Annotated in this window: 23 protein-coding genes, 1 pseudogene and 1 other annotated feature; all 24 genes and pseudogenes read left to right on the top strand. The window is 39.0% G+C overall.

Features of this window, described 5'->3' with window-relative positions; translation table 11 throughout:
- Nucleotides 1-56 precede the first annotated feature (56 nt).
- Entirely contained in the window at nt 57-1,520 is a 1,464-nt protein-coding gene (locus N178_RS02615; protein WP_045290221.1) for a UDP-N-acetylmuramoyl-L-alanyl-D-glutamate--2,6-diaminopimelate ligase, read from the top strand.
- A gap of 61 nt (nt 1,521-1,581) precedes the next feature.
- Nucleotides 1,582-2,556, top strand: coding sequence for a phospho-N-acetylmuramoyl-pentapeptide-transferase (mraY, locus tag N178_RS02610; protein ID WP_013058961.1), 975 nt, complete (start codon nt 1,582-1,584; stop codon nt 2,554-2,556).
- The gene (gene murD, locus N178_RS02605) at nt 2,557-3,906 is read left to right on the top strand and encodes a UDP-N-acetylmuramoyl-L-alanine--D-glutamate ligase (RefSeq protein ID WP_045290219.1); all 1,350 of its coding nucleotides are present in this window, start codon (nt 2,557-2,559) and stop codon (nt 3,904-3,906) included.
- A gap of 61 nt (nt 3,907-3,967) precedes the next feature.
- The gene (spoVE, locus tag N178_RS02600) at nt 3,968-5,068 is read left to right on the top strand and encodes a stage V sporulation protein E (RefSeq protein WP_045290217.1); all 1,101 of its coding nucleotides are present in this window, start codon (nt 3,968-3,970) and stop codon (nt 5,066-5,068) included.
- A gap of 540 nt (nt 5,069-5,608) precedes the next feature.
- On the top strand, nt 5,609-6,514 hold the full coding sequence (gene murB / locus N178_RS02595) for a UDP-N-acetylmuramate dehydrogenase (RefSeq protein ID WP_013058958.1): 906 nt from the start codon (nt 5,609-5,611) through the stop codon (nt 6,512-6,514).
- Nucleotides 6,515-6,667: 153 nt separating this feature from the next.
- Nucleotides 6,668-7,426: a cell division protein FtsQ/DivIB gene (locus N178_RS02590; protein WP_016765445.1), complete on the top strand. Its 759-nt coding sequence runs from the start codon at nt 6,668-6,670 to the stop codon at nt 7,424-7,426.
- 427 nt (nt 7,427-7,853) lie between these two features.
- Entirely contained in the window at nt 7,854-9,149 is a 1,296-nt protein-coding gene (gene ftsA / locus N178_RS02585; RefSeq protein WP_013058956.1) for a cell division protein FtsA, read from the top strand.
- A 41-nt stretch (nt 9,150-9,190) separates the two neighbouring features.
- Nucleotides 9,191-10,348: a cell division protein FtsZ gene (ftsZ, locus tag N178_RS02580; RefSeq protein WP_013058955.1), complete on the top strand. Its 1,158-nt coding sequence runs from the start codon at nt 9,191-9,193 to the stop codon at nt 10,346-10,348.
- Between the two features lie 276 nt (nt 10,349-10,624).
- Nucleotides 10,625-11,548 (top strand): sigma-E processing peptidase SpoIIGA, encoded by a 924-nt coding sequence (gene spoIIGA / locus N178_RS02575; RefSeq protein WP_045290215.1) that lies wholly within the window; start codon nt 10,625-10,627, stop codon nt 11,546-11,548.
- A 30-nt stretch (nt 11,549-11,578) separates the two neighbouring features.
- Entirely contained in the window at nt 11,579-12,298 is a 720-nt protein-coding gene (sigE, locus tag N178_RS02570) for an RNA polymerase sporulation sigma factor SigE (protein WP_013058953.1), read from the top strand.
- A 148-nt stretch (nt 12,299-12,446) separates the two neighbouring features.
- On the top strand, nt 12,447-13,226 hold the full coding sequence (sigG, locus tag N178_RS02565) for an RNA polymerase sporulation sigma factor SigG (protein WP_013058952.1): 780 nt from the start codon (nt 12,447-12,449) through the stop codon (nt 13,224-13,226).
- A 345-nt stretch (nt 13,227-13,571) separates the two neighbouring features.
- Nucleotides 13,572-13,826: a YlmC/YmxH family sporulation protein gene (locus tag N178_RS02560; RefSeq protein WP_013058951.1), complete on the top strand. Its 255-nt coding sequence runs from the start codon at nt 13,572-13,574 to the stop codon at nt 13,824-13,826.
- A gap of 74 nt (nt 13,827-13,900) precedes the next feature.
- Nucleotides 13,901-14,722 (top strand): peptidoglycan editing factor PgeF, encoded by an 822-nt coding sequence (gene pgeF, locus N178_RS02555; RefSeq protein ID WP_045290213.1) that lies wholly within the window; start codon nt 13,901-13,903, stop codon nt 14,720-14,722.
- Nucleotides 14,723-14,729: 7 nt separating this feature from the next.
- Nucleotides 14,730-15,413 carry a YggS family pyridoxal phosphate-dependent enzyme gene (locus N178_RS02550; protein ID WP_045290212.1) on the top strand — a complete coding sequence of 228 codons (684 nt, stop codon included), beginning with the start codon at nt 14,730-14,732 and terminating at the stop codon, nt 15,411-15,413.
- 16 nt (nt 15,414-15,429) lie between these two features.
- On the top strand, nt 15,430-15,894 hold the full coding sequence (locus tag N178_RS02545; protein ID WP_045290211.1) for a cell division protein SepF: 465 nt from the start codon (nt 15,430-15,432) through the stop codon (nt 15,892-15,894).
- A gap of 3 nt (nt 15,895-15,897) precedes the next feature.
- Nucleotides 15,898-16,167, top strand: a complete 270-nt coding sequence (locus N178_RS02540; RefSeq protein ID WP_028411469.1) for a YggT family protein — start codon at nt 15,898-15,900, stop codon at nt 16,165-16,167.
- Nucleotides 16,168-16,218: 51 nt separating this feature from the next.
- Nucleotides 16,219-16,994 (top strand): annotated as a pseudogene (locus tag N178_RS02535) (YlmH family RNA-binding protein).
- 84 nt (nt 16,995-17,078) lie between these two features.
- Nucleotides 17,079-17,573 (top strand): DivIVA domain-containing protein, encoded by a 495-nt coding sequence (locus N178_RS02530; protein ID WP_013058945.1) that lies wholly within the window; start codon nt 17,079-17,081, stop codon nt 17,571-17,573.
- A gap of 69 nt (nt 17,574-17,642) precedes the next feature.
- Nucleotides 17,643-17,863: a binding site (T-box leader), on the top strand.
- A 72-nt stretch (nt 17,864-17,935) separates the two neighbouring features.
- Entirely contained in the window at nt 17,936-20,701 is a 2,766-nt protein-coding gene (gene ileS, locus N178_RS02525; protein ID WP_045290210.1) for an isoleucine--tRNA ligase, read from the top strand.
- A 170-nt stretch (nt 20,702-20,871) separates the two neighbouring features.
- Complete coding sequence (locus N178_RS02520; protein WP_013058943.1) at nt 20,872-21,159, top strand: conjugal transfer protein TraR; 288 nt, start codon at nt 20,872-20,874, stop codon at nt 21,157-21,159.
- Nucleotides 21,160-21,239: 80 nt separating this feature from the next.
- On the top strand, nt 21,240-21,707 hold the full coding sequence (gene lspA, locus N178_RS02515) for a signal peptidase II (RefSeq protein WP_045290209.1): 468 nt from the start codon (nt 21,240-21,242) through the stop codon (nt 21,705-21,707).
- Complete coding sequence (locus N178_RS02510) at nt 21,704-22,618, top strand: RluA family pseudouridine synthase (RefSeq protein WP_045290208.1); 915 nt, start codon at nt 21,704-21,706, stop codon at nt 22,616-22,618. The genes lspA and N178_RS02510 overlap by 4 nt, the downstream gene beginning before the upstream one ends.
- A 191-nt stretch (nt 22,619-22,809) precedes the next feature.
- Entirely contained in the window at nt 22,810-23,352 is a 543-nt protein-coding gene (pyrR, locus tag N178_RS02505) for a bifunctional pyr operon transcriptional regulator/uracil phosphoribosyltransferase PyrR (protein ID WP_013058940.1), read from the top strand.
- 156 nt (nt 23,353-23,508) lie between these two features.
- A complete protein-coding gene (locus N178_RS02500) occupies nt 23,509-24,816 on the top strand; it encodes a uracil-xanthine permease family protein (RefSeq protein WP_045290206.1) in 1,308 nt (435 codons plus the stop codon).
- Nucleotides 24,817-24,885: the final 69 nt, after the last annotated feature.

Raw genomic sequence — 24,885 nt, 5'->3', positions numbered from 1 at the left:
GCCATAGCGTCTTATAACAAACGTTTCACTTTACAAATAGAGAGGACATGGTAGGAATGGATTTACGAGAACTACTAACACATTTACATGATTTTGTTCAGCTTCCTGAACAGAATATTGATATTACGTCAATTGAAATGGATTCAAGAGAAGTTAAGCCCGGAGCATTGTTCATTTGTATAGACGGCTATACGGTTGATGGTCATAGCTTTGCACAGATGGCTGTGGAAAAAGGGGCAGTAGCAATCTTAGCAGAAAAGCCTGTGGATGTAGACGTGCCCGTTGTACGCGTGAAGAGTACAAAGCGAGCGATGGCAGTGCTAGCGGATGCTTTCTACAATCAGCCCACACAAAAAATGCATTTAATTGGTGTAACAGGCACAAACGGAAAAACAACCATTACACATTTGATTGAGCATATCTTTAAATCACAACATAAAAAGACGGGTTTAATTGGAACGATTGAAATTCGTATTGGTGATACGTCTTATGATGTGAAAAACACAACGCCTGAATCGCTGACTCTTCAAAAAACATTTAATCAAATGGTGGAGGAGAATGTAGAAGTAGCGATGATGGAAGTATCCTCTCACGCGCTTGACTTAGGACGCGTACACGGGTGCGACTTTGATGTGGCGGTATTTAGTAACTTAACGCAAGATCACCTGGACTATCATCATACAATGGAAGATTATCGTCGTGCGAAAGGGTTGCTATTTGCACAGTTAGGAAACGCTTATAACCATACTCGTCCTAAATTTGCTGTTCTCAATGCCGATGATGCGGCAACCGAGGAATATATTAAAAACACGGCTGCTACAGTGATTACGTATGGTATTGACCGTGAAAGTGATATTCGTGCAACAAATATTCAAATTACAAACAGCGGCACAACGTTTGACTTGACAACACCCACAGAAACGGTTCGTGTAGAAATGAAGCTTATTGGTAAATTCAGCGTCTACAACGTATTAGCGGCTACAGCTGCATGTTTAGTATCTGGTATCCCTCTGTCAGTTATTGTCGAGGAAATAAAAGTGTTAGAAGGTGTGTCTGGGCGTTTTGAAGTGGTTGATGCGGAGCAAGATTTTACGGTTATCGTTGATTATGCCCACACGCCGGACAGCTTAGAGAACGTGTTAAAAACTGTAAAAGAATTCGCAAAACGCAATATATATGTTATTGTTGGTTGTGGCGGAGATCGAGATCGTACAAAACGACCAATCATGGCTCGGATTGCAGCTGAATACAGTACACAAGCTATTTTGACATCTGATAATCCACGAAGTGAAGATCCATTGGCTATTTTGAAAGATATGGAAGAGGGTTTGGATACAGATAACTATGTGACGATTGCTGATCGTGCAGAAGCGATTCGCTATGCAGTGGAAGCAGCGCATGCAGATGATGTTATTGTCATTGCTGGAAAAGGGCATGAGACCTATCAAATTATTGGTAAAAAAGTATTCGATTTTGACGATCGAGAAGTAGCACGCAAAATGATTGAGGAGCGAAAGTAGTAATGAAATGGGTAGAGAACAAAATGAGTCGGAATGAGTTGGAAGTTAAGGAGGGGACATCGTGCTAGAACAATCAATTTTATTGACAATCGGCGTAGCCTTTTTGATTACGGTTGTATTGTCGCCGATTTTTATTCCCTTCTTAAGAAGATTAAAGTTTGGTCAAAGTATTCGTGATGAAGGCCCGAAATCTCACCAGAAAAAATCAGGTACACCTACAATGGGCGGTATCATGATTTTATTATCTATTATTGTGGCAACTCTTATTATGGTCAATCAGTATGCAGAACTTACATATAAGACGTTTCTATTATTATTTGTCACAATCGGATTTGGTTTATTAGGATTTTTAGATGATTTTATAAAAGTAGTGTTAAAGCGTAACCTTGGATTAACATCTAAACAAAAGTTTTTAGGTCAGGTTGTCATTTCAATTATTTTTTACTTTATTGCAAGACAGTTTGAGTTTTCAACTGAAGTGACGATTCCAGGAATTAAAGACCCAATCGATTTAGGTTGGTTTTATGTTGTTTTCCTTATCATCTGGCTTGTTGGTTTTTCAAATGCGGTTAACTTAACGGATGGATTAGACGGACTTGTATCTGGTACAAGTGCGATTGCTTTTGGTGCATTTGCAGTTCTTGCCTGGAATGCAGAGCAGTTTGAACTATCTATTTTCTCAGTTGCTGTAGTAGGAGCTGTGTTAGGATTTTTAGTTTTTAATGCCCATCCTGCAAAAGTATTTATGGGAGATACGGGTTCTTTAGCGCTAGGAGGAGCTATCGCTACGGTGGCTGTCTTAATGAAAATGGAATTCTTGCTTGTTATTATCGGTGGTGTGTTTGTCATTGAAACACTATCGGTTATTATTCAAGTCGCATCTTTCAAAACAACAGGAAAACGTGTGTTTAAAATGAGCCCGCTTCATCACCATTACGAGCTAAGCGGCTGGTCGGAATGGCGCGTAGTTATGACTTTTTGGGCTGTAGGACTATTATTTGCAATGCTTGGAATTTATATCGAGGTGTGGATTTAAATGAAATCAGTCAATACGTATCAAGGTAAACAAGTACTTATTTTAGGATTAGCCAAGAGCGGTTTCGCAGCCGCTCAGCTAGTTAAACAGCTTGGTGCTAAAGTAGTCGTTAATGATCAAAAACCGTACGAAGAGAACACAGCAGCACAGGAATTAGAAAAAACGGGCATTGAAGTTGTCTGTGGGCATCATCCGCTTGAACTTTTAGACAAAGCGGATGTTATTGTAAAAAACCCTGGCATTCCGTATTCAAATGTTCTATTGCAAGAAGCATTAAAGCGAAATATTCCGATTTTAACAGAGGTAGAATTAGCTTATGAAATTAGCGAAGCTCCTTTTATCGGAATTACGGGAAGCAATGGGAAGACAACAACAACAACGCTAATTTATAAAATGTTAGAAGAAGATCAAAAGCAGCCGTTGATTGCTGGAAATATTGGAACAGTAGCTTGTGAAGTGGCGCAAAAAGCAACAAAGGACAATGTCATTGTCACGGAGCTTTCTTCTTTTCAGCTGATGGGAATTGAAAAATTCCGTCCGAAAATCTCTTTATTATTGAATTTGTTTGATGCTCACTTAGACTATCATGGCACAAAAGAGGAATATATCAAAGCGAAAGCAAATCTCTTTAACAATCAAACAAGTGAAGATTTTGCCGTTATTAATGCAGATGATGAGCTAGTGATGAAAGCTAGTGCAGATATTAAAGCCACAAAAGTACCTTTTTCGGTTACAGCTCAAACGACAGAAGGAGCGTACATTAAAAACGAAACGATTTTCTTTAAAGATGAAGAAGTGATGTCGTTAAAAGATGTGGTGCTGCCAGGCAAACATAATCAAGAAAACATTTTAGCAGCTGTGTCCGTTGTGAAGCTGTACGGCTGTTCAAATGAAGCTATCTACCGCGTGCTCACAACGTTTGCTGGTGTTAAACACCGCGTTCAATACGTTACGACAATCAACAAACGCAAGTTTTATAATGACTCTAAAGCTACGAATATGCTTGCTACAAAAGTAGCTCTTTCCGCTTTTTCGCAGCCGACGATTCTACTTGCAGGCGGACTCGATCGCGGCAATGAGTTTGATGATTTAAAAGAAGAGTTTAAGAATGTGAAAGCTGTTATTACGTTTGGGGAAACGGCTCCTAAAATTGAACGCGTAGCCAAAGAAGAGGGAATACAAATTGTAAAACGTGTCGATAATGTTAAACAAGCAGTTTCAGAAGCATATGCTTGTTCAGATGAAGAAGATGTTATTTTATTATCTCCTGCTTGTGCAAGCTGGGATCAATTTAAAACTTTTGAAGAACGTGGTGACATCTTTATTGAATCTGTGCATAAACTGAAATAAGGGCTTGTCTAAACACCTAGAAAATACACTAGCCCTAATCTATTTTTAGAGGTGTGTGACAGTGTCGACAAAAAGGTCTACCCCAGATTTTTTTCTCATAATCGTTACGCTTTCCTTGCTAACCATCGGCCTTATCATGGTATACAGCGCAAGTGCGGTATGGGCTACATACAAGTTTAATGATTCTTTTTTCTTTGCTAAACGCCAGCTCTTATTTGCAGGGCTTGGAGTATGCGCGATGTTTGTCATCATGAATATTGATTATTGGATGTGGCGTACGTGGGCAAAGCCAATTGTAATCATTTGCTTTGTTATGCTGGTACTTGTATTGATTCCGGGAGTAGGGCTAGTACGGAATGGGTCGCAAAGTTGGATAGGAGTTGGAGCGTTTTCGATTCAGCCTTCAGAATTTATGAAGTTTGCTATGATTATATTTTTAGCGAAATATTTATCAGAAAACCAGAAGAAAATTACATCCTTTAGAAAAGGAATGTTACCGGCGTTATTACTGGTTTTCTTACCGTTTGGCATTATTATGATGCAGCCGGATTTAGGAACTGGAACGGTGCTTGTTGGAACTTGTTTAGTCATGATTTTTGTTTCAGGAGCAAAAGTAAGTCACTTTGCAGGTCTTGGGTTGCTTGGCGTTGCCGGTTTTGTAGGGCTTGTTTTATCAGCTCCTTATCGGATTAAACGCATCACCTCATTTTTAAATCCTTGGGAAGATCCGCTTGGAAGCGGGTTTCAAATCATTCAATCTCTTTATGCAATTGGGCCCGGGGGATTGCTTGGATTAGGGTTAGGGCAAAGTAGACAAAAGTTCTTTTATCTGCCGGAGCCTCAAACTGATTTTATTTTTGCTATTCTAGCAGAAGAGCTCGGTTTCATTGGCGGAACGCTTGTTCTGATTTTGTTTAGCTTATTGCTTTGGAGAGGAATTAAAGTAGCGCTCGGAGCACCTGATCTTTACGGAACGTTTTTAGCCTTAGGAATTATTTCAATGGTGGCGATTCAAGTCATGATTAATATAGGCGTGGTAACAGGTCTTATGCCTGTTACGGGAATTACGCTTCCATTTTTGAGTTACGGCGGATCGTCGCTCACGCTCATGCTGGCAGCAGTTGGAGTTTTGTTAAATGTTAGTAGATATTCTCGCTATTAATTGAAAAAAATTGTATAATGTCAAGTAGGCAATGGTCTACTGAAGTAAACCGTCATCTTAAATCCAAGTGCACGCCGGATTTTGTTGGCGGTTTATTTTCGATTTTTTACAGGTAGATGATATTTTTGTATGAAATGTTTTTAAAATGTAATGTTGTGATAACCAATTTTGAGTCCAACTATGGTATGATGTGTAAGGTTAAATATTTTATCTTAGTGATTAGGTGAACGTATGTGCACTTATGAGCGTAGCGTTTTTTTATGACTGTCAGCATGTGTTTAACTTCTAAATGAAAAACGATAAAAAAACAATCAAAATTACTTTATATAGCAGATGAACGTACATTCTATGGGTGAATGTCATACGATAAATAAAAATGATGAAATTGACAACAGAATAGAGTGCCTTCGTAGAAAAAAGGTATCTTACAAGGTGCTGCTGCTTAGTTATGAATCTGTTCTTATTATTCTTATGCATTAGAAGTAAGGGCGCATTGACATGAAAGTTTTATAACAGCAAAGAGGGTTTTAGGAGGTTCTTATGGAAGCGTTAGTAAAAGAGTTAGTCGAAGCGAATATTGGAAAGGTTCGTGAAAATGAACCGCTAGCAAAACATACAACAATGAAAATTGGTGGTCCAGCAGATGTGCTTGTAGAACCTGATTCTGTTGATCACTTAAAAGTTACAATGGATATTATTAAAAAACACGGCGTGAAATGGAGAGCGATTGGTCGGGGATCTAATCTTCTGGTTTCTGATAAGGGAATTGAAGGTGTGGTCATTAAGCTCGGAGCCGGATTAGATGATTTAACAGTAGATGGAGAGACGGTTACTGTAGGTGGGGGATACCCTAGCATCAAGCTTGCAACAGTTATTACAAAACAAGGTCTGTCAGGCTTGGAGTTTTCAAGTGGAATTCCTGGATCTGTCGGAGGCGCTGTTTATATGAATGCAGGTGCCCATGGTTCTGATATGTCTCATGTAGTCGAAAAAGCGCTGATTTTATTTGAAGATGGCACTCTGGAGTGGCTGACAAATGAAGAGCTTCAATTTTCGTATCGTCATTCAATTCTACAAAAAGACCGTCCTGGAGTATGTGTAGAAGCCGTGCTGCGTTTGAAAAAGGGAACGAAAGATGATATTGTGGCGGTCATGCAGAAAAATAAAGACTATCGCCGCGAAACACAGCCTTGGAATTTCCCTTGTGCAGGAAGTATTTTTAGAAATCCGCTTCCAAATTATGCAGGAGACTTAATTGAAAAGTCCAACTTAAAAGGTTTTTCAGTAGGCGGTGCGCAAATTAGTGAGCAGCATGCGAACTTCATTGTCAATACAGGAGATGCAACGGCTTCAGACGTGCTGAATTTAATTGCTCATGTCAAGAAAACAATTAAAGAGAAATTCGATATTGATATTCATACAGAAGTTGAGATTATCGGTCGCTAATTACTCAGCCCGCCGCTGTATGGTTATGCGTGAAAAGGTAGCTTTTATGTGTTTATTCTATGCTATAATGGGGATATTCTCATGAAGCAAAGATTGGAAATAAATAGATGGTAATTCCTCGTTTATTTTCTCAAATGGATAAGGGTGAAAAAAATGGAAAAAGGTAAGTTAATTGTTTTAGAAGATCGTGTACCGAAGCTGCAAGAACAGCGAAAGCAAAAAGCAAATAGACGGCTTATTTTGTATTTATCACTCTTTTTCATCCTTATTTTATTTATTGTATATTCTCAATCTTCTCTGAGTAATGTTTCTAACATTGAAGTACAAGGGAATAAACATGTAAGTGATAAGGATATTGTCAAAGCGAGTGGTCTGTCCAAAAAAACCAGCTACTGGAAAGCTGATGCTGATCAAATTCAAGAAAAAGTCGAAAAAAACCCTGAGGTAAAGGAAGCTGTCATTCACAAAACATTTCCTAATAAGGTCGTAATCGACGTAAAAGAGTACGCAAGAATTGCATATGTAACCTCGGGGAATAAATATTTCCCTGTGAATGAAAATGGAAAAGTTTTAAAAGAAGTAAGTGCTAAGAAAGTGTCATCCGACGCTCCGCTGCTAATTGACTGGAAAGACGGAGACGCTATACAAAGCATGGTTCAAGAATTAGCTAAAACGCCTAAGAGCATAAAAGGGGCTATTTCTGAGATTTACTATGCGCCGACAAAATCAGAACCTCTTCACATCGAGGTATTTATGAATGATACGCGTGAAGTAAGCGGGAAAATTAGCAACTTCTCTGATAAAATTGTTCATTACCCAGCTATTGCAAGTAAATTGAGTGATGATCAAAAAGGCATTATTGATTTAGAAGAAGGATATGCATTTAAACCTTATAAAAAGAGCAAGCAGTAATTATTTTTTATAAGTGTTAATTAAAGGAAATAGATGAGTTGAGACTGGCAAACTAGCCCTTGTACATTGTATAATCACATGCAAGTATTCTGCATACATATGATTTTCTTCTCCGGTGCTGTGAAATGGAAATGTAATATTTGTTCTAGGTAAGTTTCGCTTTTCTCAGTGTACATCTTAGTGTAGACTTGTAGTTAAATAGCTTTTTTTCAGTGAATTTTAGGCTTAAATCTAAAAAAAAGTCAAAACAAGAACGTTTTGTTCTTTGAAAGAGATAAAGTCTGTGAAAAACTTGAAAAAAATTGATTTTACAAAAGGGAAACAGATGTATTTGTTGAATATTTTCATATAATAAAAAATTAATATTGTTGTTCTTCTTAATTTATTTAAGATGACATGTGCAGAAAGAAAAAGGAGGTGCCAAAGAATGAACAGCAATGAAATATACGTTAGTTTAGACATCGGTACATCCAGTGTGAAAGTAATCATCGGAGAGATGAGTAACGATTCATTGAATATCATTGGTGTAGGGAATGTTAAATCACACGGACTAAAAAAAGGTTCTATCGTTGATATAGATGCAACAGTTCAATCTATTAGAAAAGCAGTAGAACAAGCTGAACGAATGGTAGGCATTACAATTAAAAAGGTTGTAGTGGGCATAAGCGGAAATCATGTATTTTTACAGGATTGTCACGGGGTAGTAGCCGTGTCAAGCGAAAATCGTGAAATTACAAACGAAGATATTCATCGAGTAATTGATGCTGCTCAAGTCATGTCTATCCCGCCAGATCGTGAAATCATTGATGTTATTCCAAAGCAATTTATTGTAGATGGCTTAGAAGGTATTAACGATCCTAGAGGTATGATTGGGGTACGTTTAGAAATGGAAGGCACAATCATAACAGGATCTAGAACGGTTTTACATAACTTATTACGCTGTGTAGAAAGAGCTGGTTTAGAAATCAGTGATATTTGTTTACAGCCTCTAGCCGCTGGTTCAATTGCATTATCTCGTGATGAAAAAAACTTAGGTGTCGCACTGGTAGATATCGGCGGAGGTTCAACAACGGTTGCGATCTTTGACCAAGGACATTTGAAAGTAACAAATGTACTAGCTGTTGGCGGAGAGCACATTACCAAAGATTTATCGATTGGCCTTCGCACATCGACTGAAGACGCGGAAAATATTAAGATAAAGCATGGACATGCTTTCTACGATCATGCTTCTGAAGAAGAAGTATTTAGTGTACCGATCATTGGAAGCGATCAGCATCAGCAGTTTAATCAGCTAGAAATCTCTGATATTATTGAAGCTAGATTAGAAGAGATTTTAGATATGATTACGCAGGAGGTAAATCGCCTAGGATACAAAGATATTCCAGGAGGATTTGTTTTAACAGGCGGAGTAGTAGCGATGCCTGGTATTCTTGAGCTAGCTCAAGTGATTTTAAAGAATAACGTGCGCATAGCAGTGCCTGATTATATTGGAGTACGTGAGCCGCATTATACAACAGGCGTAGGATTAATAAAATTTGCATACAAAAATGCTAAAATACAAGGCCGGGAAATTGGAGCGCCAGTTGTGGAAGAAGAGCCGATTGAGCAAGAAATGATCAAACCTAGCCCGAAACCACAGCAGCCGCAACAATCAGCTGAGCAGCCGAAAAAGAAAAATGACCAAAATTTAATGAAGAAGTTTTTTGGATACTTCTTTGATTAACGTTACGGATTGGTAATTTCGAAGAATTAGGAGGAACTATCATGTTGGAGTTTGATACAAGTGTAGACCAATTAGCGACGATTAAAGTAATCGGTGTCGGAGGCGGCGGTAACAACGCGGTTAACCGAATGATTGAACATGGCGTCCAAGGTGTAGAATTTATTGCAGTTAATACAGATGCACAAGCATTAAATTTATCAAAAGCTGAAACAAAAATGCAAATCGGCGCTAAATTAACAAGAGGATTAGGTGCAGGTGCTAATCCAGAAGTTGGTAAAAAAGCAGCTGAAGAAAGTAAGGAACAAATCCAAGAAGCACTAAAAGGTGCAGATATGGTTTTCGTAACAGCTGGTATGGGTGGAGGAACTGGAACTGGTGCAGCTCCAGTCATTGCCCAAATTGCTCGTGAGCTAGGAGCACTAACGGTAGGCGTTGTTACTCGTCCGTTTACGTTTGAAGGCCGTAAGCGTTCTACTCAAGCGGCAGGCGGCATTGCGTCAATGAAAGAAGCAGTAGATACGCTGATTGTTATTCCAAATGATCGCTTATTAGAAATCGTTGATAAAAACACGCCAATGCTAGAAGCGTTCCGTGAAGCGGATAACGTATTACGACAAGGTGTGCAAGGTATTTCAGATTTAATCGCAGTTCCTGGATTAATTAACTTAGACTTCGCTGACGTAAAAACAATTATGTCTAACAAAGGATCTGCACTTATGGGTATCGGTATTGCGACTGGTGAAAACCGCGCTGCTGAAGCAGCTAAAAAAGCTATTTCAAGTCCACTTCTTGAAACATCTATCGACGGAGCTCAAGGTGTATTAATGAACATTACAGGCGGTACGAACCTAAGTCTTTACGAAGTACAAGAAGCTGCAGATATCGTTGCTTCTGCTTCTGACCAAGAAGTGAACATGATCTTTGGATCTGTTATTAACGAAAACCTAAAAGACGAGATTGTTGTTACAGTTATTGCAACTGGCTTTAGTGACCAAGATTTATCACAGCCAAAACCAGGTCGTCCTTCGTTATCGGCGAATCGCATGCAGCAATCGACACAGCAACCGGCTCCGCAGCCGAAGCGTGAAGTAAAGCGTGAAGAACCTGTACAGCAAGAATATACGCGTCCATCTCAGCCACAGTCTGAAGATGCGCTAGATATTCCAACATTCTTACGAAACCGTAATCGTAGACGCTAAGAAAATAAAAAGCTAAGACCTCTGTTTTATACAGAGGTCTTTTTTTATGCAATGAATCTAGAAAACTCAAAAAGAATATAAAAAACATTCGACATGGTCAATATGATGCCTTCAAAGGGTTTGTGTTTTCTTCCTAAAAGTGGTGTGACAAATATCGAATGATTTCCTCAAAAATACTGCTTGTTTCTCGGCATGAACTGACAGACTTTCTAATAGGATGTACTATATACTAATTTTTAACAGAAAAATTCAGAAAGAATGGAGAGGTTATAAACATTGCCAATCTATTTAGATTTAATATGGATGCTGAATTTTGGGTTAGATACGATCTTACTAATGTTATGTGCTGTTGTACTTAAGCGGAATTACAAGTGGTGGCGGCTTTTGCTTGGCGGCTTTATCGGTTCACTGATTGTCCTTCTTATGTTTACGCCTTTTTCTCATCTTATGGTTCACCCTGCTATTAAAATTTTATTCTCTTTTTTTATGGTATTGATGACGTTTGGTTATAAACGACTGCGCTTTTTCTTTGAGAATTTATTAACGTTTTATTTTGCAACCTTTGTTGTTGGCGGAGGGTTAATGGGCGTTCACTTTTTATTTCAAGATCAGTTTCTTGTTCTTAATCAAATGGTTGATACGAAATCTCCACAGTTTGGTGATCCTATTAGCTGGATATTTGTTCTTATTGGCTTTCCGCTATTATCTTATTTTTCAAAAGCACGAGTTGATGATTTGCGAATGAAAAATATTACATTTGATCAGCTGGTAGATGTAGAAGTTATTTTAAACGAACAGATGCTGTCGATGAAAGGACTTATTGATAGTGGAAATCAGCTTGTAGATCCGCTGACGAAAACCCCGGTTATGATTGTTACAGCAGATTCTTTAAAAGAAATATTGCCTGAAGGCTTAATGGAATTAAGCAAAAATGTCCAATCCTTTTCACACAGCGAAGATATTGATCAAGAGTGGTATTCAAAAGTCCGCTTTGTCCCTTATCGAAGCGTGGGCCAAGCCAATCAGCTGCTGCTTGCTCTAAAGCCAGATATGGTAAGGCTGGTGCATCAGTCCAACACGATTGAAGTCACTAAAGTATTAGTAGGTATTAGTCATACAACGCTTTCAGTGGAGAAGCAATATGAATGTATTGTTCATCCGAAGCTTATCGTTATTGGAGAAGTAAGTTCCGCATCGTAAAAGGTGTGAACAAATAAAGGAGGATACAGAATGGCTACATATCGAATTCGATTTCAATTATGGTGGTACAAATTATTAATTAAACTTAAGCTGAAAACAGATGAAGTGTACTATATAGGAGGAAGTGAGGCTCTTCCACCACCTTTAACAAAAGATGAAGAAGAAGTGCTCTTGAAAAAACTTCCATCAGGAGATGAAGCAGCACGTTCACTGTTGATTGAGCGTAATTTGCGACTTGTTGTTTATATTGCCCGAAAGTTTGAAAATACGGGAATCAATATTGAGGATTTAATTAGCATCGGCACCATCGGTTTAATTAAAGCAGTAAACACGTTTAATCCTGAAAAGAAAATTAAGCTAGCGACGTACGCCTCTCGCTGTATTGAAAATGAAATTTTAATGTATTTGCGCCGCAACAATAAAATTCGATCTGAAGTTTCATTTGATGAGCCGTTAAATATTGATTGGGATGGAAACGAATTGTTATTATCTGACGTGATGGGAACCGAAGAAGATATCATTACAAAAGACCTAGAAGCGAATGTAGATCGAAAACTTTTGTTGAAAGCACTGCACCAATTAAATGATCGTGAAAAGCAAATTATGGAGCTGCGCTTTGGGCTAGCCGGCGGAGAAGAAAAAACGCAAAAAGATGTAGCTGATATGCTAGGCATTTCTCAGTCTTATATTTCAAGGCTCGAAAAACGAATTATTAAACGGCTGCGAAAAGAATTTAATAAAATGGTTTAAGTAAAAAAGCTGATAGCATAAGGGCTGAGAAGCACCTTATACTATCAGCTTTTTTAGTGGAGAATTGTCAGAATTGTAAAAGTGCATATTTTTTCCTCCGGAGGAGATACTGAATTCAGAACATCATCTCCTGTTAGGAGGGAAAGAGTTGACAAGAAATAAAGTAGAAATTTGTGGAGTAGATACTTCGAAACTTCCCGTATTAAAAAATGAAGAAATGCGAAAGTTGTTTAAACAAATGCAGGCTGGAGATGGAACAGCAAGAGAAAAGCTAGTAAGCGGAAATTTACGTCTCGTACTCAGCGTGATTCAACGTTTTAACAATCGTGGAGAATTTGTTGATGACTTATTTCAGGTTGGGTGTATTGGATTAATGAAATCCATTGACAATTTTGATTTAAGTCAAAACGTGAAGTTTTCTACATATGCTGTCCCAATGATTATAGGGGAAATTCGCCGCTATTTACGTGACAATAATCCAATCCGTGTTTCTCGTTCCCTTCGTGATATTGCTTATAAAGCTCTTCAAGTTCGTGAAAGGCTTATGAGTGAAACATCCAAGGAACCTACAGCTGAGGAAATTTCAAAAGTCCTAGAAGTGCCGCATGAAGAAATTGTGTTTGCTTTAGATGCTATCCAAGATCCGGTTTCTCTATTTGAACCTATTTACAATGATGGTGGAGACCCAATCTATGTCATGGATCAGCTAAGCGATGAACGCAACCGTGATTCAACTTGGATTGAAGAAATTGCTTTGCAAGAAGGTATGAGAAGATTGAACGAGCGAGAAAAACTCATTTTACGAAAGCGCTTCTTTCAAGGTAAAACACAGATGGAAGTTGCTGAAGAAATTGGTATTTCTCAAGCGCAGGTTTCACGTTTAGAAAAAGCTGCTATTAAACAGATGAATAAAAATATTCAAAGTTAACAAAAGCTCTCTAGACTGGCAGCCGCTCGCGTTCATACTATCAATACCATTCACTTTATTTGATGTTCAACTTAATAAGCATCGTGTCTATAAAAACGGACACGGTGCTTATTTTGTATGTATCAATGAATACATGACCAAAAGATATTCATATCAGATTTCCTATTGCTGTAAGGACCTCTAGCTACTTGTTGAGAATGTCTCTTGATGAAAAGCTGTGTAATTGGTGAACAAAATGCTTATAGAAAGAGAATGGGAGAGAAAAAATAAGCTTTTCCTTCATGAAATGAAAATTTGAAAATATATATAGGCTAAGCAATAAAGTTGGCTATAGGAGGAGAGAGCATGTTAAAGATTTCAGAATTTCAGCTGAAAGATGTAGTAAATGTAGCTGATGGCAAAAAACTTGGAAATGTAGGGGATATTGATATTGACTTAACAACGGGAAAAATACAGGCCGTCATTATCGGAGGCTCTCGTGTATTGGGCTTCTTTGGAAAAGATGATGAAATTGTGATACCGTGGAAAAACATTGTGAAAATTGGTTCTGACGTCATTTTAGTACGTTATAAAGACGCATTTCAGCCTGAAGAGAATTAGTTTTTTGTCAACAGCACCTAGCAATCTGTGGTACAATATGTGAGAACAAATGAAACAAGGGATGTGTCACATACATGAATCCTGAGCCATTTAAAAAAAGCCATCACGAGTCGTTTATGTGGCTGAGCCCTTGGGTAGAAAAGAATGATATACTTGTTGCTGGTTTCACCACAAAAAATGGTGGCGTGAGTAAACCTCCATTTGCTTCTTTTAACCTAGGGCTTCACGTAAACGATAACGTAGAAGATGTTATTACAAATAGAAAAATTTTAGCAGCCGAACTAGACATGTCTTTTGAAAGCTTTGTATGTGCTGAACAAGTACATGAAGCAACTGTTCAAAAAGTAACAAAAGCCGACTGTACAAAAGGACTCTACAAGTATGAAGAGGGCATAAAAGCAGCGGATGGCATTTATACAAATGAATCTAATATTTTGTTAGCTTTATGTTATGCAGATTGTGTTCCGCTGTACTTCTATGCGCCTGATTACCATTTAGTTGGTCTTGCTCATGCTGGGTGGAAGGGAACAGTAAAAGATATTGCAGGAAATATGATTCGACGGTGGGTAGAGCAAGAAAATGTTCCGGTTGAAGATATTTACGTGGCGATTGGCCCTTCGATTGAAGATTGCTGTTATGTTGTCGATAACCGCGTCATTACACAAGTAAACGAAGTAGTGGGCCAAAATGGATATCAAGAAGTAAGCCCTGGACAATACGCGCTTAATTTAAAAAAAGTCAATAAGCTGCTGATTCAAAACGCAGGCGTATTGCCCGAACGAATTTTAACATCGTCGTATTGTACAAGCTGTGAAGATGACCTGTTCTTCTCACATCGCCGCGACCAAGGGAAAACAGGACGCATGTTTAACTTCATAGGCTTTAAGGAGGAGTAATTACATAGTGACAGCTAGCGTAAGTGAAAATCTAGAAGCAGTTCAACAAACAATTGCTGAAGCGTGTAAAAAAGTTAATCGAAATCGAGAAGATGTAGAGCTGATTGCTGTAACCAAATATGTTTCCACAAAACGAGCAGCAGAAGCAGTGGATGCAGGCATTTTACATCTTGGAGAAAACAGGGATGAAGGTCTTCTAGAAAAGTATGAATCAATCGGTGAGAAAGCGACCTGGCATTTTATCGGAAGCTTACAAACAAGAAAAGTAAAAAATGTGATTGATAAAGTTGACTATATTCATTCACTAGACCGATTATCTTTAGCAAAAGAAATTGATAAACGTGCAGGACATCGTATAAAATGTTTTGTACAAGTTAATGTTGCCGAAGAACAATCAAAGCATGGCCTTGCTGTGGAAGAGGTAATTCCATTTATTCAATCTCTTGAAACATTTACAAATATCCAAGTAGTTGGATTAATGACTATGGCTCCTCACACAGATGACGAGTCCTTGCTTCGCAGCTGTTTTCAAGGTCTAAAGAAATTGCAGAATCGCATACAAGAACTAAACCTCCCGTATGCACCTTGCACGGAGCTATCAATGGGAATGTCAAACGATTATGCAATTGCAATTGAAGAAGGAGCAACATTCATTCGACTAGGAACCACGTTAGTTGGGAATGAACGTTAAGGAGGTGTAGTTCAAGATGAGTATGAAAAATCGCTTTAGAAGTTTTTTTGCTCTTGATGACGATACTGAATATGTAGAAGAACACTACGAACAAGAAGAGTCGGTAGAAGAGCCTGTACAGCAGTCGAGACCAGCGAAAGCTAGTCAGCAGCCAAATCAGCAGCAAAACGTGATTAGCTTGCAAAGCGTTCAAAAATCATCAAAAATGATGCTTTGCGAACCTCGCGTCTATGCCGAAGCACAAGAAATTACGGATCATTTAAAGAATCGTAAAGTCGTAGTTGTTAATTTACAGCGCATTCAACGAGATCAAGCAGTAAGAATTGTCGACTTTTTAAGTGGTACAGTTTATGCTTTAGGCGGGGACATTCAAAAAATTGGAACCGACATCTTTTTATGTACACCTGATAATGTAGACGTAAGCGGAAGCATTTCAGATATGATGGGAGAACATGATACAACAAACGTAAAGAGGTGGTAGTTTTTGGACATCGTTTTTGGGATTCTCGCAAAATTGATTGGGCTTTACTCATGGGCACTGATTATTTACATTTTGATGTCTTGGGTACCCGATGTAAGAGCATCTAAGTTTGGTCAGCTGCTTGGCAGTATTTGTGAGCCTTACTTAGAGCCTTTTCGTAAAATCATTCCGCCTATTGGCATGATTGATATTTCACCTCTTGTTGCAATCTTTTTACTACGATTTGCAGAAAGAGGCGTGTATTCACTTAATAATGTGATGGGGTTTATTTAAAAAAGGAATCGCTGGATTCCTTTTTTACATACCGATAGTAGGAGTAATAATATGTCTATTTATGAACATTTTAGGCAAGAAGAACATGGGTTTATTGATCAAGTTCTTCAGTGGAAAGAAGATGTCCTACATCAATACAGCCCAAAATTAACGGACTTTTTAGATCCAAGAGAGCAGCAGATTGTGACGGCTATTGTCGGGACTGAAGGAGAGGTTCAAGTTTCATTTGATGGTGGACAACCGTTTGCTGAACGCAAGCGTGCGCTGCTATATCCGGATTACTATGTGCCTGGAAGCGAAGATTTTCAGTTGCATATGTACGAACTGAATTATCCTAAAAAGTTTGTGACGATTGAACATCCTCAAGTTCTTGGTTCGGCGATGTCTTTAGGACTGCGCCGTTCAAAATTTGGCGATATTTTGGTCGCGGGAGACGATATTCAGCTTGTAGCCGCAGAGGAAATTTCTTCTTATATTGAGATGAATTTAACATCAATTGGAAAAGCCAAAGTTTCACTTTCTTCTATTCAAAGAGAGCAGCTGCATGTGGTAAAAGAAGAGCTGATTGAACACGTTTATACAGTTTCTTCAATGAGGCTTGATGTTTTTGCTGTCGACCATTCACAATTTATCAAGACAAAAAGTCCAGCCGTTTATTGCAAATGGAGCGGTAAAAGTAAATTTTAAAGTCATTGAACAGCCTTCTTTTGAATGTCATGAAGGTGATATTTTGTCGCTTCGTGGTCACGGCAGAAGTCGTATCGTTTCACTTGAAGGCAAAACCAAAAAAGAAAAAATGGCGAATTGTTGTAGGAAAGCAGAAATAAAGAAATCTACTAGCAGGAAATTTTAAAAATATGTCGAATAAACCATTACTAATGATGTAATGAGACAACACGGAGGTGGCCTAGATGCCTTTAACCCCTTTGGATATTCATAACAAAGAGTTTAATCGCGGGTTTCGCGGATATGATGAAGATGAAGTGAATGAGTTTCTTGACCAAGTAATTAAAGACTATGAGCTGGTAATGCGTGATAAAAAGGAGTTAGAAGGAAGAGTATCTGAATTAACAGATCGTCTTGGACATTTTACTAACATCGAGGAAACGTTAAATAAATCAATTTTAATTGCTCAAGAAGCAGCCGAAGATGTGAAGCGAAACGCTGAAAAAGAAGCGAAGCTTATTATAAAAGAAGCAGAAAAAAATGCGGACCGTATTATTAATGAAGCACTGTCTAAGTCTCGTAAAATTGCGATGGACATTGAGGAGACGAAAAAGCAGTCTAAAGTATTTAGAACTCGTTTCAAAATGTTAATCGAAGCGCAGCTTGAAATGTTAAACAGCGATGACTGGGATCAGCTGATGGATTATGAGATGCCAGCGCTAGAAGAAAAAATTGACTAGTCAAGACATCATCTTGACTTCTCACGTTTTGTTGTCATATAATTTGGTAACAGATGAAATTTCATATCAAACAGTACGGAGACAGGGACAGTAGCTTTTTTAGTTTGTCAAAGCGAATCGAGGATGGTGAGAGCTCGATAACAAACAAAGAAGTGAAAATCACCCTAGAGTACCATTGCTGAACCGATGATAGTAAGCAATGGCGGTTTATTCACGTTACGAATGCAAAGAGGATTTGCGTGCAGCAAATCTACTAGGGTGGTACCGCGGGAGGCCTTCTCGTCCCTTTTTGGGATGAGGAGGTCTTTTTGTTATGGTGCAAAAAGATATGAAATTTACGTTTTTTTTTTGGAGGGTAAAACATGGAATATAAAGATACATTATTGATGCCAAAAACTGAATTTCCAATGCGTGGAAATTTACCGAACCGCGAGCCTAAAATGCAAGAACAGTGGGCTGAAATGAACATTTATGAAAAAGTACAAAAACGTACGGAAGGCCGTCCGCTATTCGTCCTGCATGATGGACCTCCATATGCGAATGGCGATATTCACATGGGACATGCCTTAAATAAAATTTTAAAAGATTTTATCGTTCGCTATAAGTCGATGTCAGGCTTCTGCGCACCTTACGTGCCAGGCTGGGATACACACGGTTTGCCAATTGAAACAGCTTTAACAAAAAATAAAAAAGTAAACCGCAAAGAAATGACGGTAGCTGAGTTCCGTAAGCTTTGCGAACAGTATGCTTGGGAACAAGTAAACGGCCAGCGTGAGCAGTTCAAGCGTTTGGGTGTACGCGGAGATTGGGATAATCCATATGTAACGCTTCAGCCACAGTACGAAGCTCAGCAAATCAAAGTATTTGGCGATATGGCGAAAAAAGGCTATATCTACAAAGGATTAAAACCTGTGTACTGGTCCCCTTCAAGTGAATCTGCTTTAGCGGAAGCGGAAATTGAATACTATGACAAGCGTTCAGCTTCTATTTACGTAGCGTTCAATGTGAAAGATGGTAAAGGTGTGCTTGAACAAGATGAAAAATTCATCATTTGGACGACAACACCATGGACAATGCCAGCTAACCAAGGGATTGCTGTTAATCCTGAGCTTCAGTACAGCGTAGTTGAAGCAGATGGAGCAAAATATGTAGTGGCAACTGAACTTATTGAAACAGTTGCTAAAGAAATTGAATGGGCTGACTATAAGACAATTCGTACAGTAAAAGGTTCAGAACTTGAACGCGTGGTAGCTGAACATCCAATCTACAAGCGTGATTCTTTAGTTGTTCTTGGCGATCACGTAACAACTGATGCTGGTACTGGCTGTGTTCATACAGCACCGGGACACGGGGAAGACGACTTTATCGTTGGTCAAAAATACGGTTTGGAAGTTCTTTGTCCAGTTGATAGTAAGGGTCATATGACGAATGAAGCACCAGGATTTGAAGGATTATTCTATGATAAAGCGAATAAGCCGATTACAGACAAACTAGAAGAAAAAGGCGCGCTGTTAAAATTAAGTTTCATTACCCACTCATATCCACATGACTGGCGTACAAAGAAACCAACAATTTTCCGTGCAACAGCACAGTGGTTTGCGTCTATTAAAGATTTCCGTGAAGATTTATTAAAAGCAGTAGAAAAAACAGAATGGGTGCCTACTTGGGGTGAAACGCGACTTTATAACATGGTGCGTGACCGCGGAGACTGGTGTATTTCCCGTCAACGTGCATGGGGCGTTCCGATTCCAGTATTTTATGCTGAAAATGATGAGCCAATCATTACGGACGAGACAATTGAACACGTATCAAATCTATTTAGAGAACATGGATCAAACGTATGGTTTGAGCGTGAAGCAAAAGACTTGCTTCCAGAAGGCTTTACTCATGAAGGAAGCCCAAATGGCCGTTTCACAAAAGAAACAGACATCATGGACGTATGGTTTGACTCTGGTTCTTCACATCAAGCTGTTCTTGAAGAGCGTGAAGACTTACAGCGTCCGGCTGATTTGTATTTAGAAGGTTCTGACCAATACCGCGGCTGGTTTAATTCAAGTCTTTCTACAAGTGTAGCTGTAACAGGTGAAGCACCTTATAAAGGCGTACTTAGCCACGGATTTGCTTTAGACGGTGAAGGGCGCAAAATGAGTAAGTCATTAGGAAATGTTGTAATTCCAGAAAAAGTAATGAAACAACTAGGTGCAGATATTTTACGTCTATGGGTAGCTTCTGTAGATTACCAAGCTGATGTTCGTGTATCTGATAACATTTTAAAACAAGTAGCAGAAGTATACCGTAAAATCCGCAACACGTTCCGTTTCTTACTAGGAAACCTAGCGGACTTTAATCCAACAACTGACGCTGTAGCCGTTGAAGACCTTCGTGAAGTAGACCGCTACATGCTTGTGAAGCTGAACAAATTAATTGATAAAGTGAAGAAATCTTATGATTCATATGAATTCTCAAGCATTTATCACGCAGTGCATAATTTCTGTACAATTGATATGAGTTCATTCTACTTAGACTTTGCAAAAGATGTATTGTACATTGAAGCAGAAAATAATGTAGAGCGTCGCAGCATTCAAACGGTCCTTTATGAAACGTTATTATCGTTAACGAAATTAGTGTCTCCAATTCTTTCTCATACAGCAGACGAAGTATGGGTTCACATTCCAAATGTAACGGAAGAAAGCGCGCAGCTAGTTGATATGCCAGAGGTTCAAGAAATTGAAGGAGCAGATCAATTAGTAGAGAAATGGGATGCGTTCATGGAGCTTCGCGATGAAGTCTTAAAAGCGCTAGAACAAGCTCGTAATGAAAAAGTAATCGGTAAGTCTTTAGAAGCAAAATTAACGCTGTATCCAACAGCAGATACGAAAGAGCTGTTAGCATCTATTTCTGAAAATGTAGGTCAACTCTTCATCGTTTCAGATCTCGAGGTAGCAGAAGGTGAAGCGCCTGCTGAAGCACAAAAATTCAGCTATGCTTCAATTGTTGTAAGTAAAGCTGAAGGTGAGAAGTGTGAGCGCTGCTGGGTAGTATCACCAACAGTTGGCGAAGATCAAGATCACCCGACTTTATGTACACGCTGTGCGGATGTTGTAAAAAATCACTACGTTCAGCAGTAAGTAACAAAAGCACGTCCTTTTTGGGCGTGTTTTTTGCTGTACGAAATTCCCAAATACAATGGTATAAAGCATTTAAAGCCTTAGGAAAAACTTGTGTTGTAGATTCGATGGAAAACTCGGTAAACCTAACATCATTAATACTTCATCTTATCAGCACAGGAGGCGTTTGCATGTATGAAAATTATCTTTCCATTGGACAGGAATTAGCTCTTATCAAAGAAGAATTACAAGATCGCCTAGTGAGATATGCTACAGAACAATCTGGTTATATAGATGAAAAGGAACGTTACGTAATAGAAATGATTAAAGCGGATTTAAAAGATGTAGAACACGCGTTAGCAAAGCTTGACGTTGGTGCGTTTGGAATTGATGAACTAACTGGCGAAGTGATGTCTATTCATAAATTAAAAGTAATGCCTACAGCCCGCACAAATGAAGATTTATTTGTTTTATGGTGAGAAGCGAGAAAAAAAATGAATTATGTGCTAAAATGCTTTAGTATGGATTCGTTTGATTTTATTGCGGGAGGAAAACGTTTGTGTTTTATTATCTTATCGCTTTAGCTGTTATACTTATTGATCAGGTAACAAAATGGATGATTGTAAAAGAAATGTATTATGGACAAAGCATCACCGTAATTGAAAACTTTCTTTACATTACCTCTCATCGTAACAGAGGAGCCGCGTGGGGGATCTTACAAGGACAGATGTGGTTCTTTTATCTTATTACGGTGGTTGTGGTAGTCGGTTTAATAATTTATATTCAAAAGCTCAAAAAACAAGATAAATGGTTCGGTATTGCGCTAGCATTAATGTTAGGTGGCGCCATTGGAAACTTTATTGATCGAGTGGTCCGTAAAGAAGTAGTTGATTTCGTAAACACATACATCTTTACGTATGATTTTCCGATTTTTAACGTAGCTGATTCGGCACTTGTCGTCGGAGTAATAATCATGTTTATTATGACGCTGTTTGAAGGGAAAATGAAGAAGGAGTACAAAGAATGAATGTAATTGAAACAGTTATAAATGAAGAACAAGCGGGAGAACGTATTGATAAAGTACTTTCGACTGTAAATGCAGAATGGTCACGTTCACAAGTGCAGCAGTGGATCAAAGAAGGTCATGCAAAAGTGAACGATAAAACCGTTAAAGGAAACTATAAATGTAAAACAGGAGACGCTATTATTATTGAAGTGCCTGAACTAGAAGAGCTTGATGTGGTAGCGGAAGAAATGGACTTAGATATTTATTATGAAGATCAAGATGTGCTTGTTGTAAATAAACCTCGCGGCATGGTTGTACATCCAGCTCCAGGTCATCATAGCGGCACGCTTGTAAACGGCCTAATGGCTCACTGTAAAGATTTGTCCGGCATTAACGGCGTTATGCGCCCGGGTATCGTTCATCGAATTGATAAAGATACGTCAGGTTTACTTATGATTGCAAAAAATGATTTAGCTCATGAATCACTAGTTAGTCAGCTTGTAGCTAAAACAGTGACGCGTCGTTATAAAGCTATCGTTCACGGAGTAATTGCGCACGATCACGGTACAATTGATGCGCCAATCGGCCGAGATAAGCAAGATCGTCAAAGCATGACGGTGACTGATGAAAACAGCCGTGATGCAGTGACGCACTTTACTGTATTGCAGCGTTTTAAAGATTTTTCACTAGTCGAATGTAAGCTAGAAACGGGGCGAACACACCAAATTCGCGTTCATATGAAGTATATTGGCTTTCCGCTTGCTGGAGATCCGAAGTACGGACCGAAAAAAACGCTTCCGATTGACGGACAAGCGCTTCATGCAGGTGTATTAGGCTTTATTCACCCTCGTACAAATGAATATATGGAATTTGAAGCACCGGCTCCAAAAGAGTTTAATGAGATGCTAGAGCTTATTGAAAAAAGAAGTTGACAACTGCCATAAGTGATGGCATACTTGTATTAACTTAATAAGAACCTTTAAGAACAGTCCAGAGAGGCTGAGAAGGAAACGGTGCAGAAAAGGCATGTTTATAGCCTTTTTGAAGAAATATGTCTAAAACCAAATCCTCTTGCCTCAAGGCAAGAGGATTTTTTTATGTCAACAACTTGAGGTGAAAAACAGTGAACGTAAAAGCTACCGTACTTGACGAACAGGCTATCCGCCGCGCTTTAACTCGAATTGCACATGAGATTATTGAAAAGAATAAAGGAATCGAAAATTGTGTGCTAGTGGGGATTAAAACGCGAGGTATTTATATCGCAAAACGTTTAGCAGAACGAATTGCACAAATTGAAGGAAACACATTGCCAGTCGGAGAACTAGACATCACGCTTTACCGGGATGATTTATCGAAAGTGACAAGCAATGACGAGCCTCTCGTAAAAGGATCAGATATTCCGACAGATATTGCAAATAAGAACGTCATCTTAGTAGACGATGTGTTATATACGGGCCGTACGGTTCGAGCAGCACTTGATGCACTGATTGATATCGGTCGACCGGAACTCATTCAGCTGGCTGTTTTAGTGGATAGAGGACACCGCGAGCTGCCGATTCGAGCAGACTATGTTGGTAAAAACGTACCGACAGCTAAAAGTGAAAAAATTGCGGTGCATTTGATGGAAGTAGACGAAAAAGACCACGTGTCTATTTACGAAAAATAAATTATATACCCTTTTAAATAGTAGTCCCGTGAGGCTGCAAAAGGGGGGTCACTATACAAGGAAAACTATACTGCGGTATAGCGTCTTCCTTGTATGCTGAAAACCTCTTTGCCTCTGCGTAAAGAGGTTTTTTAATAGTGATAGGAGGAAAAACATATGAGTCAACAACGAGATTTTGTACTTGATATACATGATAAACCAAAAGCAGTAAATTGGTTAACATTGAGTCTGCAGCATTTGTTTGCAATGTTTGGGTCGACGGTGCTAGTGCCGTTCCTAGTGGGATTCAGCCCGGCAATTGCTTTGATTTCAAGCGGGGTAGGAACGCTTGCTTTCCTGCTCATTACAAGAGGTCAAATTCCTTCTTACCTTGGTTCATCGTTCGCGTTCATCACGCCAATCATTTTCGCAAAAGCTTCGTTTGGACCTGAAGAAACGATGGTTGGCTGTTTCTTAGCCGGACTTGTGTATGGAATCGTTGCTTTGATTATAAAAGGAACAGGAATTAATTGGATTATGAAGCTGCTTCCTCCGGTTGTAGTAGGACCAGTTATTATGGTTATAGGCTTAGGATTAGCTAATACAGCAGTAGGCATGGCTATGAACGATGCAAAAGGAAATTACAGCTTAACTTACCTGATGGTTGCGCTTGTGACACTAGCGATAACAGTGGCTTGCTCAATCTTCTTTAAAAACATTATCAGTCTGATTCCGGTACTGATGGGAATTATCGGCGGATACATCTTCGCTTATACACAAGGATTGGTAGACTTTTCAAAGGTAGTGAAAGCAGAGTGGATTGAAATACCTCACTTCTACGTGCCGTTCGTCACATACACGCCCTCCATTTCATTAGGGATTGTGCTTATCATGGTACCTGTAGCAGTCGTAACACTCTCAGAACATATCGGACACATTCTTGTCTTAAATAAGATTGTGGATCGAAACTATATTGAAAAGCCAGGGCTGCACAGATCGATTTTAGGAGACGGAGTAGCCACTATGCTTGCTGCGCTGATCGGCGGACCTCCAAATACAACATACGGTGAGAACATCGGAGTGTTAGCCATCACAAAGGTGCTTAGCGTATTTGTAATAGCAGGAGCAGCAGTCTTCGCGATTTTGTTCGGGTTTGTCGGCAAAATTAACGCTCTTATTTCAAGTATACCAACGCCGGTCATGGGCGGGATTTCAATTCTCTTATTCGGAATCATTGCTTCATCAGGCTTGCGTATGATGGTGGATGCAAAGGTAGACCTTGGATCAAAACGAAACTTAATGATTGCTTCGATTATCTTAGTGTTAGGAATCGGAGGAGCACACTTAGATATCTCGGAACATGTAAAGATTGATAGCATGGCCCTGTCTGCTATCATGGGAGTTCTGCTGAATCTAGTTCTGCCGAAAGAGAAGATAAAAGAAGCAGAAAACGTTCAACAAACGTCAGCACGAAAAATTTCATAGAACGCCTTTTAATTGAAGTCCAGAGAGGTTTCTAAGGGTGTGTAAAAAGCGCGTTATAGACGAAGCTTG

It is taken from the genome of Priestia aryabhattai B8W22 (genome assembly GCF_000956595.1).
Classification (GTDB): domain Bacteria; phylum Bacillota; class Bacilli; order Bacillales; family Bacillaceae_H; genus Priestia; species Priestia aryabhattai.
The sequence above is the reverse complement of the archived record's forward strand: the minus strand, read 5'-3'. Positions and strand labels throughout refer to the sequence as shown.